Source organism: Brevundimonas sp. RM1 (assembly GCF_052907225.1).
The window spans coordinates 173,793-191,617 of sequence record NZ_JBRERY010000005.1; the positions used below are offsets into that span (position 1 = coordinate 173,793).

The 17,825-nt window shown below is 68.2% G+C and carries 17 protein-coding genes; 11 read left to right on the top strand and 6 right to left on the bottom strand.

Features of this window, described 5'->3' with window-relative positions; translation table 11 throughout:
* Positions 1-136: 136 nt before the first annotated feature.
* Positions 137-907 carry a tRNA1(Val) (adenine(37)-N6)-methyltransferase gene (locus ACU5AP_RS07510; protein ID WP_128719947.1) on the bottom strand — a complete coding sequence of 257 codons (771 nt, stop codon included), beginning with the start codon at positions 905-907 and terminating at the stop codon, positions 137-139.
* Positions 908-1,049: 142 nt separating this feature from the next.
* Here ACU5AP_RS07510 and ACU5AP_RS07515 point away from each other — a divergent pair, with 142 nt between their 5' ends.
* Positions 1,050-2,024, top strand: coding sequence for a polyprenyl synthetase family protein (locus tag ACU5AP_RS07515; protein WP_446681025.1), 975 nt, complete (start codon positions 1,050-1,052; stop codon positions 2,022-2,024).
* Entirely contained in the window at positions 2,024-2,437 is a 414-nt protein-coding gene (locus ACU5AP_RS07520; RefSeq protein ID WP_128719948.1) for a hypothetical protein, read from the top strand. The genes ACU5AP_RS07515 and ACU5AP_RS07520 overlap by 1 nt, the downstream gene beginning before the upstream one ends.
* A gap of 4 nt (positions 2,438-2,441) precedes the next feature.
* Here the strand turns inward: ACU5AP_RS07520 and ACU5AP_RS07525 are convergent, their stop codons facing one another.
* Entirely contained in the window at positions 2,442-3,647 is a 1,206-nt protein-coding gene (locus ACU5AP_RS07525; protein ID WP_128719949.1) for a pyridoxal phosphate-dependent aminotransferase, read from the bottom strand.
* Between the two features lie 121 nt (positions 3,648-3,768).
* Here ACU5AP_RS07525 and ACU5AP_RS07530 point away from each other — a divergent pair, with 121 nt between their 5' ends.
* The 8 genes from ACU5AP_RS07530 to ACU5AP_RS07565 all read left to right on the top strand — a co-directional run bounded on the left by ACU5AP_RS07530 (position 3,769) and on the right by ACU5AP_RS07565 (position 11,851).
* On the top strand, positions 3,769-4,491 hold the full coding sequence (locus ACU5AP_RS07530) for a TVP38/TMEM64 family protein (RefSeq protein WP_040345220.1): 723 nt from the start codon (positions 3,769-3,771) through the stop codon (positions 4,489-4,491).
* A 13-nt stretch (positions 4,492-4,504) separates the two neighbouring features.
* Positions 4,505-5,122, top strand: coding sequence for a glutathione S-transferase family protein (locus ACU5AP_RS07535; protein WP_112999283.1), 618 nt, complete (start codon positions 4,505-4,507; stop codon positions 5,120-5,122).
* A gap of 252 nt (positions 5,123-5,374) precedes the next feature.
* On the top strand, positions 5,375-6,415 hold the full coding sequence (locus ACU5AP_RS07540; RefSeq protein WP_003164688.1) for a rod shape-determining protein: 1,041 nt from the start codon (positions 5,375-5,377) through the stop codon (positions 6,413-6,415).
* 119 nt (positions 6,416-6,534) lie between these two features.
* Positions 6,535-7,686, top strand: coding sequence for a rod shape-determining protein MreC (gene mreC, locus ACU5AP_RS07545; RefSeq protein WP_446681012.1), 1,152 nt, complete (start codon positions 6,535-6,537; stop codon positions 7,684-7,686).
* Positions 7,687-7,706: 20 nt separating this feature from the next.
* Positions 7,707-8,201 (top strand): hypothetical protein, encoded by a 495-nt coding sequence (locus tag ACU5AP_RS07550; RefSeq protein WP_003164690.1) that lies wholly within the window; start codon positions 7,707-7,709, stop codon positions 8,199-8,201.
* Complete coding sequence (mrdA, locus tag ACU5AP_RS07555) at positions 8,198-10,192, top strand: penicillin-binding protein 2 (RefSeq protein WP_446681013.1); 1,995 nt, start codon at positions 8,198-8,200, stop codon at positions 10,190-10,192. Before ACU5AP_RS07550 ends, mrdA begins: the two co-directional genes overlap by 4 nt.
* On the top strand, positions 10,189-11,346 hold the full coding sequence (rodA, locus tag ACU5AP_RS07560) for a rod shape-determining protein RodA (protein ID WP_046653517.1): 1,158 nt from the start codon (positions 10,189-10,191) through the stop codon (positions 11,344-11,346). The genes mrdA and rodA overlap by 4 nt, the downstream gene beginning before the upstream one ends.
* A 28-nt stretch (positions 11,347-11,374) precedes the next feature.
* Positions 11,375-11,851, top strand: a complete 477-nt coding sequence (locus ACU5AP_RS07565) for a DUF6173 family protein (RefSeq protein ID WP_003164693.1) — start codon at positions 11,375-11,377, stop codon at positions 11,849-11,851.
* A 22-nt stretch (positions 11,852-11,873) separates the two neighbouring features.
* Here ACU5AP_RS07565 and pip read toward each other — a convergent pair whose 3' ends face one another.
* Positions 11,874-12,836, bottom strand: a complete 963-nt coding sequence (gene pip, locus ACU5AP_RS07570) for a prolyl aminopeptidase (protein ID WP_128719952.1) — start codon at positions 12,834-12,836, stop codon at positions 11,874-11,876.
* A 44-nt stretch (positions 12,837-12,880) separates the two neighbouring features.
* Positions 12,881-13,249, bottom strand: a complete 369-nt coding sequence (locus ACU5AP_RS07575) for a DUF423 domain-containing protein (protein WP_088411590.1) — start codon at positions 13,247-13,249, stop codon at positions 12,881-12,883.
* A gap of 48 nt (positions 13,250-13,297) precedes the next feature.
* Here ACU5AP_RS07575 and ACU5AP_RS07580 point away from each other — a divergent pair, with 48 nt between their 5' ends.
* Positions 13,298-14,467, top strand: coding sequence for an MFS transporter (locus ACU5AP_RS07580; RefSeq protein ID WP_128719953.1), 1,170 nt, complete (start codon positions 13,298-13,300; stop codon positions 14,465-14,467).
* Here the strand turns inward: ACU5AP_RS07580 and ACU5AP_RS07585 are convergent.
* Together ACU5AP_RS07585 and ACU5AP_RS07590 are read right to left on the bottom strand one after the other, a co-directional pair.
* Positions 14,453-15,052 (bottom strand): hypothetical protein, encoded by a 600-nt coding sequence (locus ACU5AP_RS07585; protein ID WP_046653510.1) that lies wholly within the window; start codon positions 15,050-15,052, stop codon positions 14,453-14,455. The two genes, ACU5AP_RS07580 and ACU5AP_RS07585, sit on opposite strands and share 15 nt — an antisense overlap.
* Before the next feature lie 121 nt (positions 15,053-15,173).
* Positions 15,174-17,786, bottom strand: a complete 2,613-nt coding sequence (locus tag ACU5AP_RS07590; protein ID WP_446681014.1) for a tipN — start codon at positions 17,784-17,786, stop codon at positions 15,174-15,176.
* Positions 17,787-17,825: the final 39 nt, after the last annotated feature.

Genomic DNA, 17,825 nt, shown 5'->3' on the forward strand with positions numbered 1-17,825 from the left:
TGGCCGAGCGGAGCGAGGTCGGATGAGGGGTTTCGCCGCGCCCATGCAGACATCGATTTAAGGTCGCGCAACCCTCATCCGTCATGCTTCGCATGCCACCTTCTCCCACAAGGGGAGAAGGGTGAGAAAGCCGGTTCTAGAAACCCAACCCCGCCTCGCCGCGCAGGATCGCTTCGGCCTGCGGGCTGTGCTTGGCGCCGTCGCGATCATGCAGGATCAGGGGCGGCAGCAACCGCAAGGGCGCCTTGCCGGTCTTGATGGCCTGGACCAGCACGCGCTTGGCGGGTTGGTCGGCGTAGGGGTGAATCGGGCGGATGGCGAAGGAGCCCGCCTTGGGCGCCAGCAGGCTCAGGATGTCGGCGAGACGGTCGGCGCGGTGGATGATGACGATGCGTCCGCCCTCGCGCACCGCCTTCAGCAGGAAGCCCGCCCAGGCGGTCAGGCCGTCGTCGGCCATCCAGGCGCCGAGCTTGCCCTCGGCGGGCGCGCGCAGGGCGCCGGGGTCGTCGAAGAAGGGCGGATTGCTGACCGCCCAGTCGAACGGCGGCAGGCCCAGGGTGCGAAAACCTCGCGCCACGTCGCCGTCCACGATGGCGGTGCGCGCTTCGGCGTTGTTCAGTTCGGCATTCTGGCGCGCGAGAGCGGCGGCGGCTGCATCGCGCTCCAGTCCGGTCAGCAGGACGCCGGGGCGTCGGGCGGCGATCTGCATCAGGACGGCGCCCGCGCCGCAGCCCGCCTCGATCAGTCGTTCGCCAGGGCGCGCCTCGACGGCGGCGGCCAGCAGGGCGGCGTCCATGCCCGCGCGATAGCCCCTCGTCGGTTGGCGCAAGCGGATGCGTCCGCCCAGAAAGGCGGATTCGGCCACATCTGCGGCGGCAGTAAGGGATGACTCGGCTTGACCCATCATAACGCCGCCACCATTGTGCGCCGCATCGCGTCCGGGCAAGCGGATGCGTGTGAATTTCGGGCGAATCTCCCCCTTCGCCCCTGTGCTGAAAGAGATTTCCGTGGACGCAGCTCTCGCCGTCGCTCCCCGTCCCAAGGGCGATGTGGACGCCCTGGTTCATCTGGCCAAGGACGACATGGCGGCGGTCGACGCCCTGATCATCGCGCTGATGCAGTCGGACGTGCCGGTGATCCCCCTGCTGGCCGAGCACCTGGTGTCGGCGGGCGGCAAGCGTTTGCGCCCGCTGCTGACCGTGGCCGCCGCGCGCGCGATCGGTCAGACGGGCGCCATCGAAGGCCCGAAGAAGCTGGCCGCTTCGGTCGAGTTCATCCACACCGCCACCCTGCTGCACGACGACATCGTCGACGGCTCGGAAATGCGCCGGGGCAAGGTCGCGGCGCACCTGATCTGGGGCTCGGCCTCGTCGGTGCTGGTCGGCGACTTCCTGTTCGCGCGCGCGTTCGAGTTGATGGTCGAGACGGACTCACTGCGCGCGCTTGGCATTTTGGCGCGAGCCTCGGCCGTGATCGCCGAGGGCGAGGTGCTGCAACTGACGCGCGCCCACGATCTGAACCTGGACCTGGACACCTATCTGCAGATCATCCGCGCCAAGACGGCCGAGCTGTTCGCCGCCGCCGCCGAATCCGGCGCGGTCGGGGCGGGTGCGACGGACGAACAGGTCGCGGCCCTGCGCGACTACGGCATGGCGCTGGGCATCGCCTTCCAACTGGCGGACGACGCCCTGGACTATGGCGGCGCGACCGAGACCCTGGGCAAGAACGCGGGCGACGACTTCAACGAGGGCAAGGCCACCCTGCCGCTGTTGCTGGCCGTTCAGCGCACCAAGGGGACCGAAGATCTGTTCTGGGACCGCGTCATCACCAAGGGCGACCGCAAGCCCGAGGATTTCGACCGCGCGCGGCAGTTGATCGTCGCCAGCGGCGCGGTCGAGGCCACGCTTGATACGGCGTCGGAGTACGCCGACCGGGCCAAGACGGCCTTGCAGGTTCTGCCCGCCGGGCCGTGGCGCTCGGCGCTGGAAGCCCTGGCCGACTTCGCCGTCAGCCGGGCGATGTGATGCTGGCGGCGCTGCTCGTCGCCGGGCAACTGGCCGCGCAGGAGCCGCCGCGCTTCCTCATGCCGCAAAGGCCGGGGGACGGGCTGAAAGCCGAGCTGTTTCGTCTGGAGCCGGGCGATCCCGGCGGTCAGGCGCGCGCCCTGCTGGGCGAGGCGATGACGCGGGACGACGCCGAATTGGTGGTGCGCCCCGTGCCGCCGATCATCATGCTGTATCGCGAGGGCAGTCTGCCGGACGGCCCGATCGTGCTCTACGCCGGGCCTGAGGTGGAGGGCGAGCCGGACGCCGCCTGCCGTCTGTCACGCCTTCCCGACGGAGAGATGGACAACTCGGAGCGCGCGCTGGCCTGGTGCGCGGGGTTCATCCTGAAAACGGCGCCGACGTTGAACATTCCGCCGGCGCCGGTTCACTGAAGGCTTATTTCAGGCTGGCGCAGAAGCGCTGGATGCGGGTGCAGCCTTCTTCCAGCACGGCTTCCGAGGTGGCGTAGCTGATGCGGAAGTAGGGGCTGAGGCCGAAGGCCGCGCCCTGGACCACGGCCACGCCCTCGGCGTTCAGCAGTTCGGCGGTGAAGGTTTCATCGTCGGTGATGACCACGCCCGACGGCGCCGTCTTGCCGATCAGGCCTTCGATCGACGGATAGACGTAGAAGGCGCCTTCCGGCTTCGGGCAACGGATGCCGTCCGCCTGATTCAGCATGGAGACGACCAGGTCGCGGCGTTTCTCGAAGGCGGCGGCGCGCGGGGCCAGGAAGTTCTGCGGGCCGTTCAGGGCCTCGACCGCCGCCCACTGGCTGATGGACGAGGGGTTGGAGGTCGTCTGGCTGGCCACCTTGCGCATCAGGTCGATCAGCGGCTTGGGGCCGCCCGCATAGCCGATGCGCCAGCCGGTCATGGCGTAGGCCTTGGACACCCCGTTGCACGTCAGGGTGCGGTCGTACAGGTCCGGCGCGACCTGGGCCATGGTGACATAGTCGAAGTCGCCATAGACGAGGTGCTCATACATGTCGTCGGTCAGGATCCAGACTTGCGGGTGCTTGCGCAGCACCGCGGCCAGGGCTTCCAGCTCGGCGCGGGTATAGGCGGCGCCGGTCGGGTTCGACGGCGAGTTCAGGATGATCCACTTGGTCCTGGGCGTGATGGCGGCGTCCAGCACCTCGGGACGCAGTTTGAAGCCGTCGGCTTCCTGACCGACCACGGTGACGGGCTCGCCGCCCGCCAGCAGCACCATGTCGGGATAGGAGACCCAGTAGGGCGCCGGCACGATCACTTCGTCGCCGGGGTTCAGCGTGGCGACCAGGGCGTTGTAGATCACCGGCTTGCCGCCCGAGGCGACGTGGATCTGATTGGTTTCGTAGGTCAGGCCGTTTTCACGAGCGAACTTGGCGACGATGGCGGCCTTCAGCTCAGGCATGCCGTCGGCTTCGGTGTATTTCGTTTCGCCGCGATTGATGGCTTCGATGGCGGCGGCCTTGATGTTGTCAGGCGTATCGAAGTCCGGCTCGCCGGCGCCCAGACCGATGACGTCGCGGCCCTGGCGTTTCAGTTCGCGCGCCTGGGCGGTCACGGCCAGGGTGGCTGACGGCTTGACGCGAGCGAGGGAGGCGGACTGAAGGCTGGACATGTCTATCCCGTCTGGTGGAAGTGATGGGGCCGGGGAGGCTGAGGCTTGATACGCAACCCCGCAGGGGCGCACAACGTTTGTGCGCGTCCTGGACGATCAAAAGGCGATTTGGGCGAAATTTATGCGGCGGGTCGTCGATTTTCTGCTGAATATGGAGGCCAAGCGGTGGCGCACCCTGGCCGTGACCCTGCTGCTGCTGGCGGGAATCATCGCCCTGTTCGCCTTGGGCAAGACGCAACTGGCGTTGGGGGCGGAGGACCGGCTGGAGCATTGGCTGGCCGGCTATCGCATCGGTCCGTGGGGGCTGGCGGCGGCGGTGCTGGTCTTCACCCTGTCGGCCTTCATCGGCGTGCCGCAGTTCCTATTGATCGCCGCTTGCGTCGTGGCCTTCGGGCCGTGGTTCGGATTTCTCTATAGCTGGATCGCCACGATCGCCTCGGCGGCCGTCACCTATTGGCTGGGGCGCGGGCCCACCGCGCGCACGCTGGAGCGTTACGGCGGCGGGACGGTCGAGCGCATCCGCAAATTCGTGGGTCGCAACGCCTTTTCGGCCAGCTTCATCATCCGCAACGTGCCCTCGGCGCCCTTCATCGTCGTGAACATGGCGTTCGGCGCGGTGCGGGCGTCGTTTCCGGCCTATCTGGCGGGGTGCGCCCTGGGGGTGCTGCCCAAGACGGCGCTGGTCGCCTTTTTCGGCGGGTCGTTCATGGCGGCGGTCAGCGGAGACGGCATCTGGACCTCGGTGATCCTGGCGGCCGTCGCGGGCGTTTGGCTTGTATTGATGCTGGCGGTGCGCGAGTGGGTGAAGCGCCGTGAGGCTGCGCGCAGCCTGCAAGTGGATTGATCGGAGAACGACGATGCTGAAGCTCTATTATTCGCCGGGCGCCTGCGCCGTCGCTTCGCACATCGGCCTGGAAGAGGCGGGCGCAGACTATGTGATCGAGAAGATCGACCTGCGCGCCGGCCAGCAGCGCACGCCGGAATATCTGGCGATCAACCCTGCGGGCGTGACCCCGGCCCTGCAGACGCCCAAGGGGGTGCTGACCCAGAACACGGCGATCCTGGCCTATGTCGCTCAGACCCATCCGCACGCCCAGTTGGCCGATCTGAACGATCCGTTCGAGTTTGCGCGGATGCAGGCCTTCAACGGCTGGCTGGCGTCGTCGCTGCACCCGGCGATCGGCAAGGCGCTGTTCTCCAAGCCGCCGCTGGAAGGCGAGGCGAAGGACGAGGCCGTGCGGATCGCGCTGGAAAAATACGACCTGGCCGAGAATCATCTGCTGACCGGTCCGTGGGTCATGGGCGAAGATCATTCGCTGGCGGACGGCTATCTGCTGGTCTTCACGCGCTGGGCGCGTCAGGCGGGCCTGCTGGACAAGGCGCGCTTTCCGAAGCTGAACGCCCATCTGGACCTGGTGCAATCGCGCCCGGCCGTGCAGCGCGTGCTCCATGCCGAGGGCATCACGGCGGTCTGAGCCGCGAACCCGCAAGCGGGGCTGGAAAGCTTGAGCGGAAAGGCTTTCAAGCCTTGCCGTGACAAGCCTGTGATCGAGGAGTCATAGGCGCTTGCAATCCCTGCGGCATGAGGGCAAACGGGCCTGTAGTCGGCTCGGCGAAGACGGTCAGGACAGCTTTGCGTTCAACGTGAAGCGGGGGTAGGGCGTCGCCACAGCGGACGAATGAAATTCACGCCCTTGCAGGCCCGAACTAAAGCGGTACCGACGCCCATGCTTTCACCCCTCTTCGGCATGATTTCCAATGACATCGCAATGGACCTGGGGACGGCCAACACCCTGATCTACATGCGCGGCAAGGGGATCGTCCTGAACGAGCCGTCGGTCGTCGCCCTGCGTAACGTCGGCGGCCGCAAGATCGTCCACGCCGTCGGCCTGGAAGCCAAGCAGATGCTGGGCCGCACCCCCGGCCACATGGAAGCCATCCGTCCGATGCGCGACGGGGTCATCGCCGACTTCGAAGTCGCCGAGGAGATGATCAAGCACTTCATCCGCAAGGTTCACAACCGCAAGGGCTTCGTGAACCCCAAGATGATCGTCTGCGTCCCGTCGGGCGCCACGGCCGTCGAACGCCGCGCCATCAATGATTCCTGCCTGAACGCCTCGGCCCGCCGCGTCGGCCTGATCGACGAGCCGATGGCCGCTGCGATCGGCGCCGGCCTGCCGATCCACGAGCCGACCGGCTCGATGGTCGTCGACATCGGCGGCGGCACGACCGAAGTGGCCGTGCTGTCGCTGTCGGGCATCGTCTATTCGCGTTCGGTCCGCGTCGGCGGCGACATGATGGACGACGCCCTGATCGCCTATATGCGCCGTAACCATAACCTGCTGATCGGTGAAACGACCGCCGAGCGCATCAAGAAGGACATCGGCACCGCCCGTATCCCGGCCGACGGCGAAGGCCTGTCGATCGAGGTCAAGGGCCGCGACCTGATGCAGGGCGTGCCGCGCGAAGTGAAGATGAGCGAGCGTCAGGCGGCCGAAGCCCTGGCCGAGCCGGTCTCGCAGATCGTGGAGGCCGTGAAGGTCGCCCTGGAGGCCACGCCGCCGGAACTGGCCGCCGACATCGCCGACAAGGGCATCATGTTGACGGGCGGCGGCGCTCTGCTGCGCGGCCTGGACGCCGAGATCCGCGACCACACGGGCCTGCCGGTGCAGGTGGCGGACGATCCGCTGTCGTGCGTCGCCATCGGCTGCGGCAAGGTGCTGGAGCACCCGTCGTGGATGAAGGGCGTCCTCGAGTCGTCGCTCTGAGACTGATCGGCCTGCCGCAGGCGCCGCATTCCTGAAAAGGGGCGGATTTCTGTGACAGGCTCACGCCTTCGGCGGGCTTTGAGCCCGCCGATTCCTAAGCTCTAGCAGGAAGGCTGGCCGTGGCGTTTCGCGACGGACCGTTCGAGAATCTGAAGGTGCCGCTGGCCTGGACGGCCGCGGTCATGGTCGTCGGCGGAATCGTCGCTGCGGTCATGCTTCTGCTCGCCGATCGGCCGCAACCGGCGGCTGACGACCTGGAGCCCGCGCGCGCCGCATTCGACAGCGCCGCCGGAACCACGGGCGGGGTTCTCGCCGCGCCGGTCCGCTGGGGCGGCGACGCCGTGGATTACGTCAAAGGCTATTTCTTCGCCGTGTCGGAGAACCGCCGCCTGCGCCGCGAACTGGCGGAGATGAGCGCCTGGCGCGACGACGCCCTGGCGCTGAAGAACCTCAACGCCCGCTACGAACAACTGCTGGGCCTGCAGACCGAGCCGCCCATCGCCATGACGGCCGGACGCGCCATCACCGACGCGCGCGGCCCGTTCGCCCGGTCGCGCCTGCTGAACGTCGGCGCGGGCAAGGGCGTGCGCGTGGGCAATCCGGTGCTGAGCGAGCACGGCCTGGTCGGCCGCATCTCGGGCGTTTCTGGCGCACACAGCCGCATGGTGCTGCTGACCGACGTGGCCTCGCGCATTCCGGTCATGGTGGAGCGCACCGACGCTCGCGCCATGCTGACCGGCGACGGCAGCCGCAGTCCGCGCCTCGACTATGTGCGCGGGCAGGGCTCGGTGCAGGAAGGCGACCGCATCCTGACCTCGGGCGACGGCGGCGGTTTCCCGCGCGGCCTGCCGGTCGGCGTCGTGGCCAAGGGCGTGGACGGCTCGTGGCGGGTCAAGCTCTACAGCGACCGCACGGCTATCGACTATGTGCGCGTCCTGCTGTTCCAGGATTTCAGCCAGCTGGCGGATCAGAACGCCCTGAACGCAGCCCCCTTGGCCAGTCTGAACACGGCACCGCCCCCGAACGCCGCCCAGGCCGCCGCCATTCAGGACATGGCCACGCGCCGCGCCGCCGCCGCACAGGCCGCCGCAGAGCGCGTCCGCGCCGCCAACGCCGCGCCGCCTCCGACGCCGGTTGCGCCCGCGATTGCGATGCCGCCTCAGGCCCAGCCGACGCCGCGTCCCGCCGCGCCCCGGCCGACCGCCGCCACGCCGCCGCAACCTTCGGCGCAGGCCCAGACGCCAACCGCGCCTGACGGAGGCCGCGAGTGAGACGGACGATCACCGTGCGGATGGTCGGTCCGATGCAGTGGATCGGCTACCCGGCGCTGATCGCCGCGGCCGCCACCATCCTGTTCGCCATCCCGCTGCGCCTGTTCGGCCTGACCCTGCCCGAGCCGGTCTGGCCCATGGTTCTGGCTTTCGCCTGGCCGCTGATCCGTCCGTCCATGCTGGCGCCGGCGGTGCTGTTCGGTCTGGGCGTGTTCCTCGACTTCTTCTGGGGTGGCCAGACGGGGATGTGGGCGCTGAGCCTGCTGCTGATCTATGGCGCGATGCTGCTGGCGTCGAAGTACCTTGCGGGGCAGGCGACGATCGTCCTGTTCGCCCTCTATGTCGCTTCGACGGGCTTGGCCTTCGCGGTCGCCTATTTCGTGACGCGCGGCAGCCTTGGGAATGCTCCCAATCTGCTGGCTGTTATGGGGCAGATGATCCCGACGCTTCTGCTCTTCCCTCTGGCTGACTGGCTGATCGAGCGCTTCGACGACGCGGACGTGCGATTCCGATGAGCAGCGAACCGCATATCTTCTTTTCCGATGTGAACGAGCGGCAGGGCTCCTTCCTGCGGCGCACCATGTTGCTGGGCGGGGCGACGGTCGTGGGCGGGCTGGCCCTGGTCGGGCGCCTGGCGCATCTGCAGCTCTTCAAGTCGGAAGAGTTCGCCACCCTGGCGACGCGCAACCAGTTCAACTTCCGCCAGGTGCCGCCGCCGCGCGGCCTGATCAAGGACCGCAACGGCGTGGTCATCGCCGGGAACCGGCCCAGCTTCCGCGTCCTGGTCGTTCGCGACGAGACCAAGGATCTGGACCAGACGCTGGACCTGCTGGGTCAACTGTTGCCCGACACCCTGGAGCGCCGTCGCACCATCATCCGCGAGGTCAACGCCGCGCCGCGTTTCTCGCCGATCCCGGTCAAGAGCGACCTGACCTGGGAGGAGTTCTCCAAGGTCAATCTGCACGCGGCGGAACTGCCCGGCGTCATGGCTGACATGAACGAGGCCCGCTATTACCCGCACGGCGGCGCCTACGCCCATGTGGTCGGCTATGTGGCCAAGGTGTCGGATCGCGACGTGCAGGCGATCCGCGACAAGGGCGAACAGCCGCCGTCCATCCTGTTCAACCCCGGTTTCCGTATCGGCCGACAAGGCATTGAACAATCGCTGGATCAGGATTTGCGCGGCGTCGAAGGCGGCAAGCGGGTCGAGGTCAATGCGCGCGGCCGCGTCGTGGCCGAGGACATCGCCGGATCGCGTCCAGCGGTTCAGGGGGCCGAGGTGGTGCTTACGCTGGACAACGACGTCCAGCAGCGCGCGCTGGAGGTGTTCGGCGAGGAGGCGGGCAGCATCGTCGTCATGGACGTTCGCAACGGCGATATCCTGGCCATGGTGTCGTCGCCTTCGTTCGATCCCAACCTGTTCGTGTCGGGCGTCCCGACCAAGATCTATCGCGCCCTGGCCGACTATGAACGTCGACCGCTGACCGACAAGGCGTTGAGCGGCACCTTCGCGCCGGGGTCGACGTTCAAGCCGATCGTCGGGCTGGCGGCGATGAAGCGCGGGCTGGACCCCAGCCGCCGCATCTTCTGCAACGGCAGCTTCTATCTGGGGCGCCGGTTCGCCTGCCTGGGGCGGCATGGGGCGTTGGATCTGCGCGGAGCCATCAAGGCGTCCTGCAACGTCTACTTCATGACCCTGGCGACGGAGATGGGGCCGGACGCCATCGCCGAGACCGCGCGGGACATGGGCTTCGGTCAAACTTTCGATATCGGCATTCCCGGTCAGAAGGCGGGCCTGGTGCCGGACCGCGAATGGCGTCGCAAGAACCCGGTGCGCGGCGATGCGAAATGGTATCCGGGCGAGAATCCCAGCTACGGCATCGGTCAGGGCGCCCTGACGGTGAACGCCTTGCAACTGGCGGTCTATACGGCGCGTGTCGCCAACGGCCGCAAGGCGGTGTCGCCGCGCCTGATCAAGTCGATCGGCGGGGTGGAGCAGGGCGGCAGCGCCTTCGCCGACCTGCCCTATGACCCTCAGATGCTGCAGGTTCTGCGCGACGGGATGGAAGCGGTGACGGCGGCCGGAGGCACGGGCTTCCGCAACAGCCAGCTAGGTCTTGGCACGGTCAAGATGGCTGGCAAGACCGGTACGGCCCAGGCTCGCAACTACGGCTCCGGCTCACGCAAGGGCGCAGGGCGGCCCTGGAATCAGAAGGACCACAACCTGTTCGTGGCCTATGCGCCGACGGATAATCCGCGTTACGCCGTCTCGGTCATCGTTCAGCACGGCGGCCTGGGCGGCGGCACGGCCGGGGCGCCGCGCGCGCGCGAGGTGATGAAGGTCGCCCTGCTGAAGGATCCCGAAATCCGCGCCCGCATCGAATCGGCAGGCTTTGAGGCGCAGGAGGACGCCGGCGCGCGCGAGGCCGAGGCGCGAGGCGAGCCGGTCGACGGCGCCGGCGTCGACGGCGTCGCGCCGCCGCCCCTGACGGAGCCCGGACAATGACCGCATCCGCCCTGACGCGTCCCGGCGAACGCGACCGCCTGTCCAGCAAGTTTGCTGAGCTGGATTGGCGCGTCATCGGCCTGTTGTGCATCCTGGCCGGGATCGGCACGGCCATGCTGTATTCCATCGCGGGCGGCCACTGGCAGCCCTGGGCGGCCAAGCATCTGATCCGTTTCGGCGTCTTGCTGGTCGCCATGATCGGCATGGCCATGGTTCACCCCAAGTGGTGGTTCCATGCGGCCTATCCGCTGTACGGCGTGCTGCTGGTGCTGGTGCTGATGATCGAGTTCACGCCGCTGGGCTATACAGCGGGCGGGGCCAAGAACTGGCTGAACCTGGGGTTCACCCGCATCCAACCGGCGGAGTTCGTCAAGATCGGCTTGGTTCTGGCCCTGGCGCGTTGGTATCACGGCCATTCGGCGCAGGAGGCGCGCTGGTCATGGAAGCTGCTGATCCCCGTGGGGATGATCGGCGTGCCCTTCCTGCTGGTCGCCAAGCAGCCAGACCTCGGCTCGGCCATGATCATCGGCCTGACCGGGGCCGCCGTCATGTTCATGGCGGGGTTGAGCTGGCGCGTCATTGCCGCCGCCGTGGCCGCCGCCGTGGCCGTCATTCCGCCCTTCGTCATGTTCGTGATGCATGACTATCAGCGCAACCGCGTGCTGACCTTCCTGAACCCGGAAGCCGACCCCTCCGGCACTGGCTACAACATCATCCAGTCGAAGATCGCCCTGGGCTCCGGCGGCCTGATGGGCAAGGGCTATGGCCTGGGCAGTCAGAGCCAGCTGGAGTTCCTGCCGGAACGCCATACGGACTTCATCTTCTCGACGGTTTCCGAAGAGTTCGGCTTCCTGGGCTCTTTCACTGTCCTGGCCTGTTATGTCGCGCTGATCCTGATCTCGCTGCGGATCGCGGCCCTGTCGCACAGCCATTTCGGTCGGATCAGCGCGGCGGGCATGACGGCCTTCCTGGCGTTGTTCGTGCTGATCAACGGGGCGATGGTGATGGGGCTGGCGCCGGTCGTGGGCGTGCCCATGCCGCTGCTGTCCTATGGCGGCTCGACCATGATGACGGTGATGATCGGCTTCGGCCTGATCCTGTCGATGCGGGTGCATCGCTATGTCGAACTGCCGAAGGGCCAGGGGCTGTTCTAATCGCGTGTACGAGCGTTAGGCTGTCGTCATGACTGTTCAGACGCCCGACACCGAAGCCGCCGACATCCCAAAGGCCGATCCGGCCATGTTCTCCGATTGCGGCGACACGCCCTGTCCGCAACCCGTTCTGGCTGATCCGAAGAATGAGGCGGCGGTCCAGGCCGAGGGGTTGCGGATGCGCGACAACCCGGCCGAGTGGGCCTTCGTGCGCCTGTCCAAGCTGATCGAGGAGTTCGAGGCCAACCTAGACAAGGACGAGGAGATCGGCGCGCGGGTCGTCGGCCTGCCGGGCGATGGGGCCATGCAGGTCATGGACGTGGGCTTCTGGGGCCCGGACCTGATCATGTTCTTCGGCCGGAACGCCGACGGCAAGCCGGTGCGCCTGATCCAGCACTACAGCCAGATCAATGTGGTGCTCAGCGCCATGAAGAAGCCGGAGGAGCGCGAGGCGCGCCGCATCGGCTTCCAGCTCAGCGAAATGGTCGAAAAGACCAATCCGAAATAGCCCCTGAACGCCCCTGTGACGCTTAGAGCGTCGCCGCCCAGTCGGTGGCGCGGATCAGGCTGTCGATGATACCGGGCTCGCTGGAGGCGTGGCCGGCGTCGCCGATGATGTCCAGCTTGGCCTCAGGCCAGGCGCGGTGCAGGGACCAGGCGCCCGAGATCGGCGTCACCACGTCGAAGCGCCCTTGCGCGATCCAGCAGGGGATATGGCGGATGGTCTCGATGTTCTCGAGGATCCAGTGCTCGCTGTCGAAGAAGCCGCCGTTGGTGAAGTACCAGTTCTCGATGCGGGCGAAGGCCACGGCGAAGTCGGGATCGGCGAACTTGTCCGGCTTGCCTGACGGGCCCTGGATGCTGACGGTCTCGCCTTCCCAGGTCGCCCAGGCCACGGCGCAGCGGTTGCGCTCCTCGACGTCGTCGCCGGTCAGGCGCTTGTAGTAGGCGGCCATCAGGTCGCCGCGCTCGGCCTCGGGGATGGGGGCCAGGAAACGCTCCCAAGCGTCGGGGAAGATCATCAAGGCGCCGTCCTGATAGAACCAGTGCAACTCCTTCTTCGTCAGCAGGAAGATGCCGCGCAGCAGCAGGGCCAGGCACCGTTCCGGGTGCTTGATGGCGTAGGTCAGCGATAGGGTCGAACCCCAGGAGCCGCCGAAGACCACCCATTTGTCGATGCCCAGCATCTCGCGCAGGCGCTCGATATCGGCGACCAGATCCCAGGTGGTGTTGTTCTCAAGCGAGGCGTTCGGCCGCGACAGACCGCAACCGCGCTGGTCGAACATGACGATGCGGTATTTGGCCGGATCGAAATAGCGCCGCATCCCCGGATTGACCGCCCCGCCGGGGCCGCCGTGCAGGACGATGACCGGCACGCCGTGGGGATTGCCGCTTTCCTCGTAGTAGATCTCGTGGACGCTGTCGGTCGCCATCCAGCCCGAGGCGTAGGCTTCGATTTCCGGGTAGAGGTCGCGGCGCGCAGTGTTGGTCACGAGAGATGCCCTTCTGAGAAAAGGATCGGTCAGGTCTGAAGCGGTCAGGCCTTGGGGGGATTGGACTGGAAGGCGGCGAAGATCAGCAGGGCCCATCCGGCGATCATCAGCGCGCCGCCGACCGGCGCCACCGCGCCCATGACCGGCAGGCTCAACAGCCCAATCATGGCCAGGGCCAGGCAGAAGATCAGTCCGCCCGTGCTAGCCAGCCATCCGGCCAGGCTCAACAAGCGGTTCGTACCGAACAACGCCAGGGCGGCGGCCAGGACGGCGTGCACCATCTGATAGTGACCGCCCGTGGTCAGCAGGGTTTTGACGGCGGGTGCGGCGCCGTGAGCGGCGAAGGCGCCCAAAGCGACAGCCATGGCGCCGTTGAAACCGGCGAAAGCGAGCAGTTTGCGGTCAGGGCTCATGTCTAATGTCTAGACCACAAAAACCCCGAAGTCTGCTATCGCCCGCCGATGAAAGCCGCATCGCGCATGGCGCTGCAATATGTCCTGCTGTTCAGCGCCAGCGGCGTGACCCTGCCGTTCGCCGGCCTATGGTTCCGTGATCAGGGGCTGAGCGGCGCCCAGATCGGCGCCCTGCTGGCCATCCCCATGCTGGCGCGGGCGGTGACAGGGCCGCTGCTGGCGGTCTGGGCCGACGGTTTCGTGCTGCGGCGAACGCCCATCGCCCTTCTGGGGCTGGTCATGGCGGTCGGCTACGGCGGGGCGGGTCTGGTCGAGGGCTTTGTCCTCTGGGCGCTGTTCTGGCTGCTGGGCGCGACGGCGGCGGCGGCCCTGATTCCGCTCAGCGACGTGATGACCCTGCGCGTCGCGGGGCGGGAAGGATTCGCCTTCTCGCTGCCGCGCGGGTGCGGCTCGGCGGCCTTCGTCGTCGCCAATCTGGTCATGGGGGCGCTGCTGACGCGCGTGTCTTCGGACGCCGTCATTTTCTGGGCGGTCGCCGCCTCCTTGCTGATCGCGGTCACGGCCTGGCGCGTCCTGCCGGCCGAGCCTGTGTCTGAAGGCGGTCCTGTATCGAAGCTGGAGCGATTTCAGGGGCTGGGGCGGCTGTTGCGCCGCCCGGTCTTTATGGCGGCGATCTTCTCGATCGGCGCGGTGCAGGCGACGCACGCCTTCTACTACGGCTTTTCGGCCATCAGCTGGCGCGCGCAGGGCTTGGCCGAGAGCGTGACGGGGATGCTGTGGGCCTTTTCTGTCGTGGTCGAGATCGGCTTCATGTGGTGGATCGAGCCGTGGCGTCGCCGCATCGGCATCGGCCCGTGGACCATGCTGTTCATCGGCGCTGGGGCGGCGGTCTTGCGCTGGAGCTTGATGGCCTTCGCCCCGCCGCTGTGGATGCTGATCCCGTTGCAGATGCTGCACGCCCTGACCTTCGCCGCCACCTATCTGGCGGGGGTGCAGATCGTCGACCGCCTGTGTCCGCCGGACAGCCACACCGCCGCCCAGACCTTGAGCTCGGCTCTGTCGGCCGGGGTGTTGATCGGTCTGGCGACCCTGGGCAGCGGGCCGCTGTATGACGCCGTCGGGCTGAAGGCTTACCTGGCCATGGCGGCGCTGGCGTTGACCGGGGGGCTGGTCGGCCTGTGGGTGCGGTCGAAGGAAGCGGCGTCAGGCCACGTTTGAGCGGGGCAGGGGCGCTAGGCGACGCGCCATGGCCGAGGCGGCCGTCTTGACCGCCGTCCGGACCGTGTTTTCGCTCTCGCCGTCAGGAATCCGCAGCAGGCCGATGGAGGGAGATTCCAGGCTGTCAGGCAGGTCCGCCAGAATGCGATACAGGATATAGCTTCCCGCATCCTCTTCAGCGTCAGAGTCGGCGATGGCCGAGACCCCGGCCTCCGCCAGGTCGCGCAGGATGTCGGCGACCGGCGCCGTGACGCGCGCGATGCTGGGACCGGTGCTGTCCAGGCGTCCCGGTTCGCCCAGACGGCGGTTTTCGGCGCGCATCTGCACCCGGATCGGACCGGCGTGAACGGTGCGTCCGACCAGCAAAAGAGCCGAGCATTCGCCGCGCGACAGCAAGCCCGTCAGGGTTTCAGCCAGGGCTTCGGCCGAGGCGTCGCCAGGCGTGGCCAGGGTGCGCGCGCCGGGCGGGTTCCAGGGCTCGCCGGACAGATCCTCGACGGGATCCCAGGCCCGATAGGACGGTGACCAGGCGCAGATGGAGATGACGGGGCGTCGATCAGGACGGCCGTTGGAATCCAGACCCATCAAAGGAAATAGACCCCCTCTAGCGCCGTCGTGGCGCGCCGCAGCGTGAACGGTGCTTTGAAATGCGGCGTCAGGTTAAGCCTGACCGGCGCCGCGATGGCGTGATGAAAGGGCGAGGCGGTCAGCTCAGGTCGCCTACGGCTGCGTCCAGCAACATGAAGGCGCGGCCCTCGTCGGTCGCCAGCCGCATCTGCACGTCCTCGGCGTCGCCGCGTTCCGCCTGGAGCTTCAGCCCATGGGCGAAGGCGCGGACATAGGCCTCGGCGTCGGCGCGCAGGGCGTCGTCGCTCAGCACCCGGCGAGAGACGCTGCGGACGGCGGCCGGCGCCACGCGGCGGACGATCTGACGCGCTCGCGCCGGGTCGTGACCGGCGAAGGCCTGCGCGGCCTCCTCTACGCGAGGCCGGGGCAGCAGAGCGTTGGGATCGACGCCCATACGCCGGATGGCCGAGGTGACGCGTCCAGCCAGGGCGTCGATCTCTTCAGGCGTGCCGATGGCGGCGTTCAGCTCCAATGGGGCGGCGGGCGCGGCGGGCGCCGGTTCCGGTTGAACCAGATCGCGCCAGCTGAGCGCGTCTCCGATGCGAGTCGGCTCGGCATGGGGCGCCTCAGGCGTGTGCGGCGGCGTCGGGGCCGTGGGGATCGGCTCGATCTCGGATTCGACCGGGTGTTCCGGGCGCATGCGGCCCCGCAGGCCAGAAGTCACGCTGGACGCGAGACCCGGCGCCGTCGTCGGCCGGGGCTCAGGCGCGGGCGCGACCTCGCGCGAGGCGGGGACGGTCGTCGGGCGGCGGCGCGGCTGGCCGCCCTCGGCGGAGACAGCGCCCATCAGGCGCACAGCCTCGGTCAACATTTCATAGTTGCGACGCACGCGATCCTGGAACCCGGCGTCCAGGGCCTCGGTGTCCTGGGCCGCCTTGCGCGAGGCGGCGGTCAGGGCGTTCAGGCCCTCCTCGACGCTGAGACGCACGGATTCGACGCGAGCGCGGGCCTCGTCGGGCAGGCGGGCGGCGCGTTGATCCATTTCGGCGACGGCCTGTTCGACCGAAACCAGGGCGTCCGTGACCTGGGCCAGGGTCGCCTGAAGGCTGTCGACCAGCTTCTGCCCGGTCAGATCGACCATGTCGGCCGTCTGGGCGACGATGCGGCGGGCGCCGTCGATCCGCGCTTCGGCCGCCTCATCGGCCTTCTGGGCGGCGTCGAACAGGGATTCGCCCAGGCGGTCGGCGCGGATCTGGGCTTGTTCGATCGCGGCCTGAGCGGCGGCGCGCTGTTCGTCGGCCGTGGCCTGAAGCGCCTCCAGCGAACGGCGGGTCTCCTCGACCAGCAGGTCGCGGGACTCAGCGGCCAGGCTTTCAAAGCGATCCAGCGACAGCTTGGTGGCGTGGTCGAAGCCGTCGGCCTCGCGCTGGGACATCTCCACCAGGGCCTTGAACTGGTCGACCACGGCCTCGACCTGGGCCTTGATGGCGGCGGCGGCCTCATCGCCGCGCTGGTTCAGGTCGTCGGCGGCGGTGCGGGTCTGGGACAGGTGGTCCAGAAGCTGGGCGCGCTGGCTCTCGATCTGGGCCGAGAAGTCTTCCTGATCGGTGCGCAGGGCGTAGGCGGCCGTGACCAGGGCGGCGCGTTGCTGGCCCAGGCCTTCCTCGACGGATTGAATCTGTTCGGCGACGCCGGAGCCGGCCGTCTCCAGCCGCAGGGTCTGGCGGGCCAGATCGTCAGAGGCGGCGCGAGCGGCTTCCTGGGCTTCGTTGGCGGCGGCGGCCAGGTCGGCGGCGCGAGCGGCCAGGGCGGCCTCGGCCTCACGCAGCTGGGTCTGGGCCAGGTCGGAGGCGTCGGCCACCATGCGCGACTGACGCTCAACCGTTTCGACAACCGCTGAAGCCTGGCCTTCCAGCTTGCCGCCCAGAACGCCCATCTGCTCGCGTTCGTGCGACAGTTGTTCGGCAAGGCGCCGCGCCGTACCCCCGGCCAGTTCGGCGGCCTCGTTCAGCAGGTTGGATTCCTTGACCAGGGCCTCGCGCAGGGAGGCCAGGTCGCCGCGAGCGCGCTCGGCCGATTGCGCGGCGCGGTCGATGTCTTCGCGCAGGGTGTTCAGCACATGCCCGGCCTGATTGGCGGCCAGGGCGGTCGGTCCCACCAGGGCGTCAGCCATTTCCCGCGCGCGCTTCGTCTCCTGGGCGAGACCCGCACCCTGGCGCACGGCATGGGCCAGAAGGACGGACAGCCCCACCGGCGCCAGCAGGATCAGGGCGTAGACCGCCAGGCGCAGCGGATCGATCTCCATCATCCCCGAGCCCAGTTCATAGGCGAACCAGGAGGCCAAGCCGCCGACCCATAGGGCGGAGGCCAAGCCCGCGATCAGATAGGCGTTGGCGGCGCCGTTTGAACCCGCGCTCTTGCCCTTGCGCTTGGCCGAGGTCTTGGCCGGCGGCGAGATGGGCGCGACCGTAGCGGGCGGGGTGTCGGCGGACTCAGCGAACGGCGACAGGGCGCGCGCGGCCTTTTCGGCTTCGGCGGCGCGTTCTTCGGCCAGCGCCTGCTGTTCCGCCAGGCGTCGACGCTGGCGCTCGGACATGGGGCGCTGGGGTGCGTCAGGCAGCGGCTGCAAGCCGGCCTCTGGCGTCGCTTCGTCAGGGGTCTCGGCCGCTTCGGGCGTGAGCGAGGCCTCCGTCTCAGTGGAGACGGGCTCGGGGTCGGTCAGATTGAGCGGCGGCCGATGGCGGGATTTCATGGGCGTCGGTCTCGATCACTGATCGCCAGGATAGGCGGC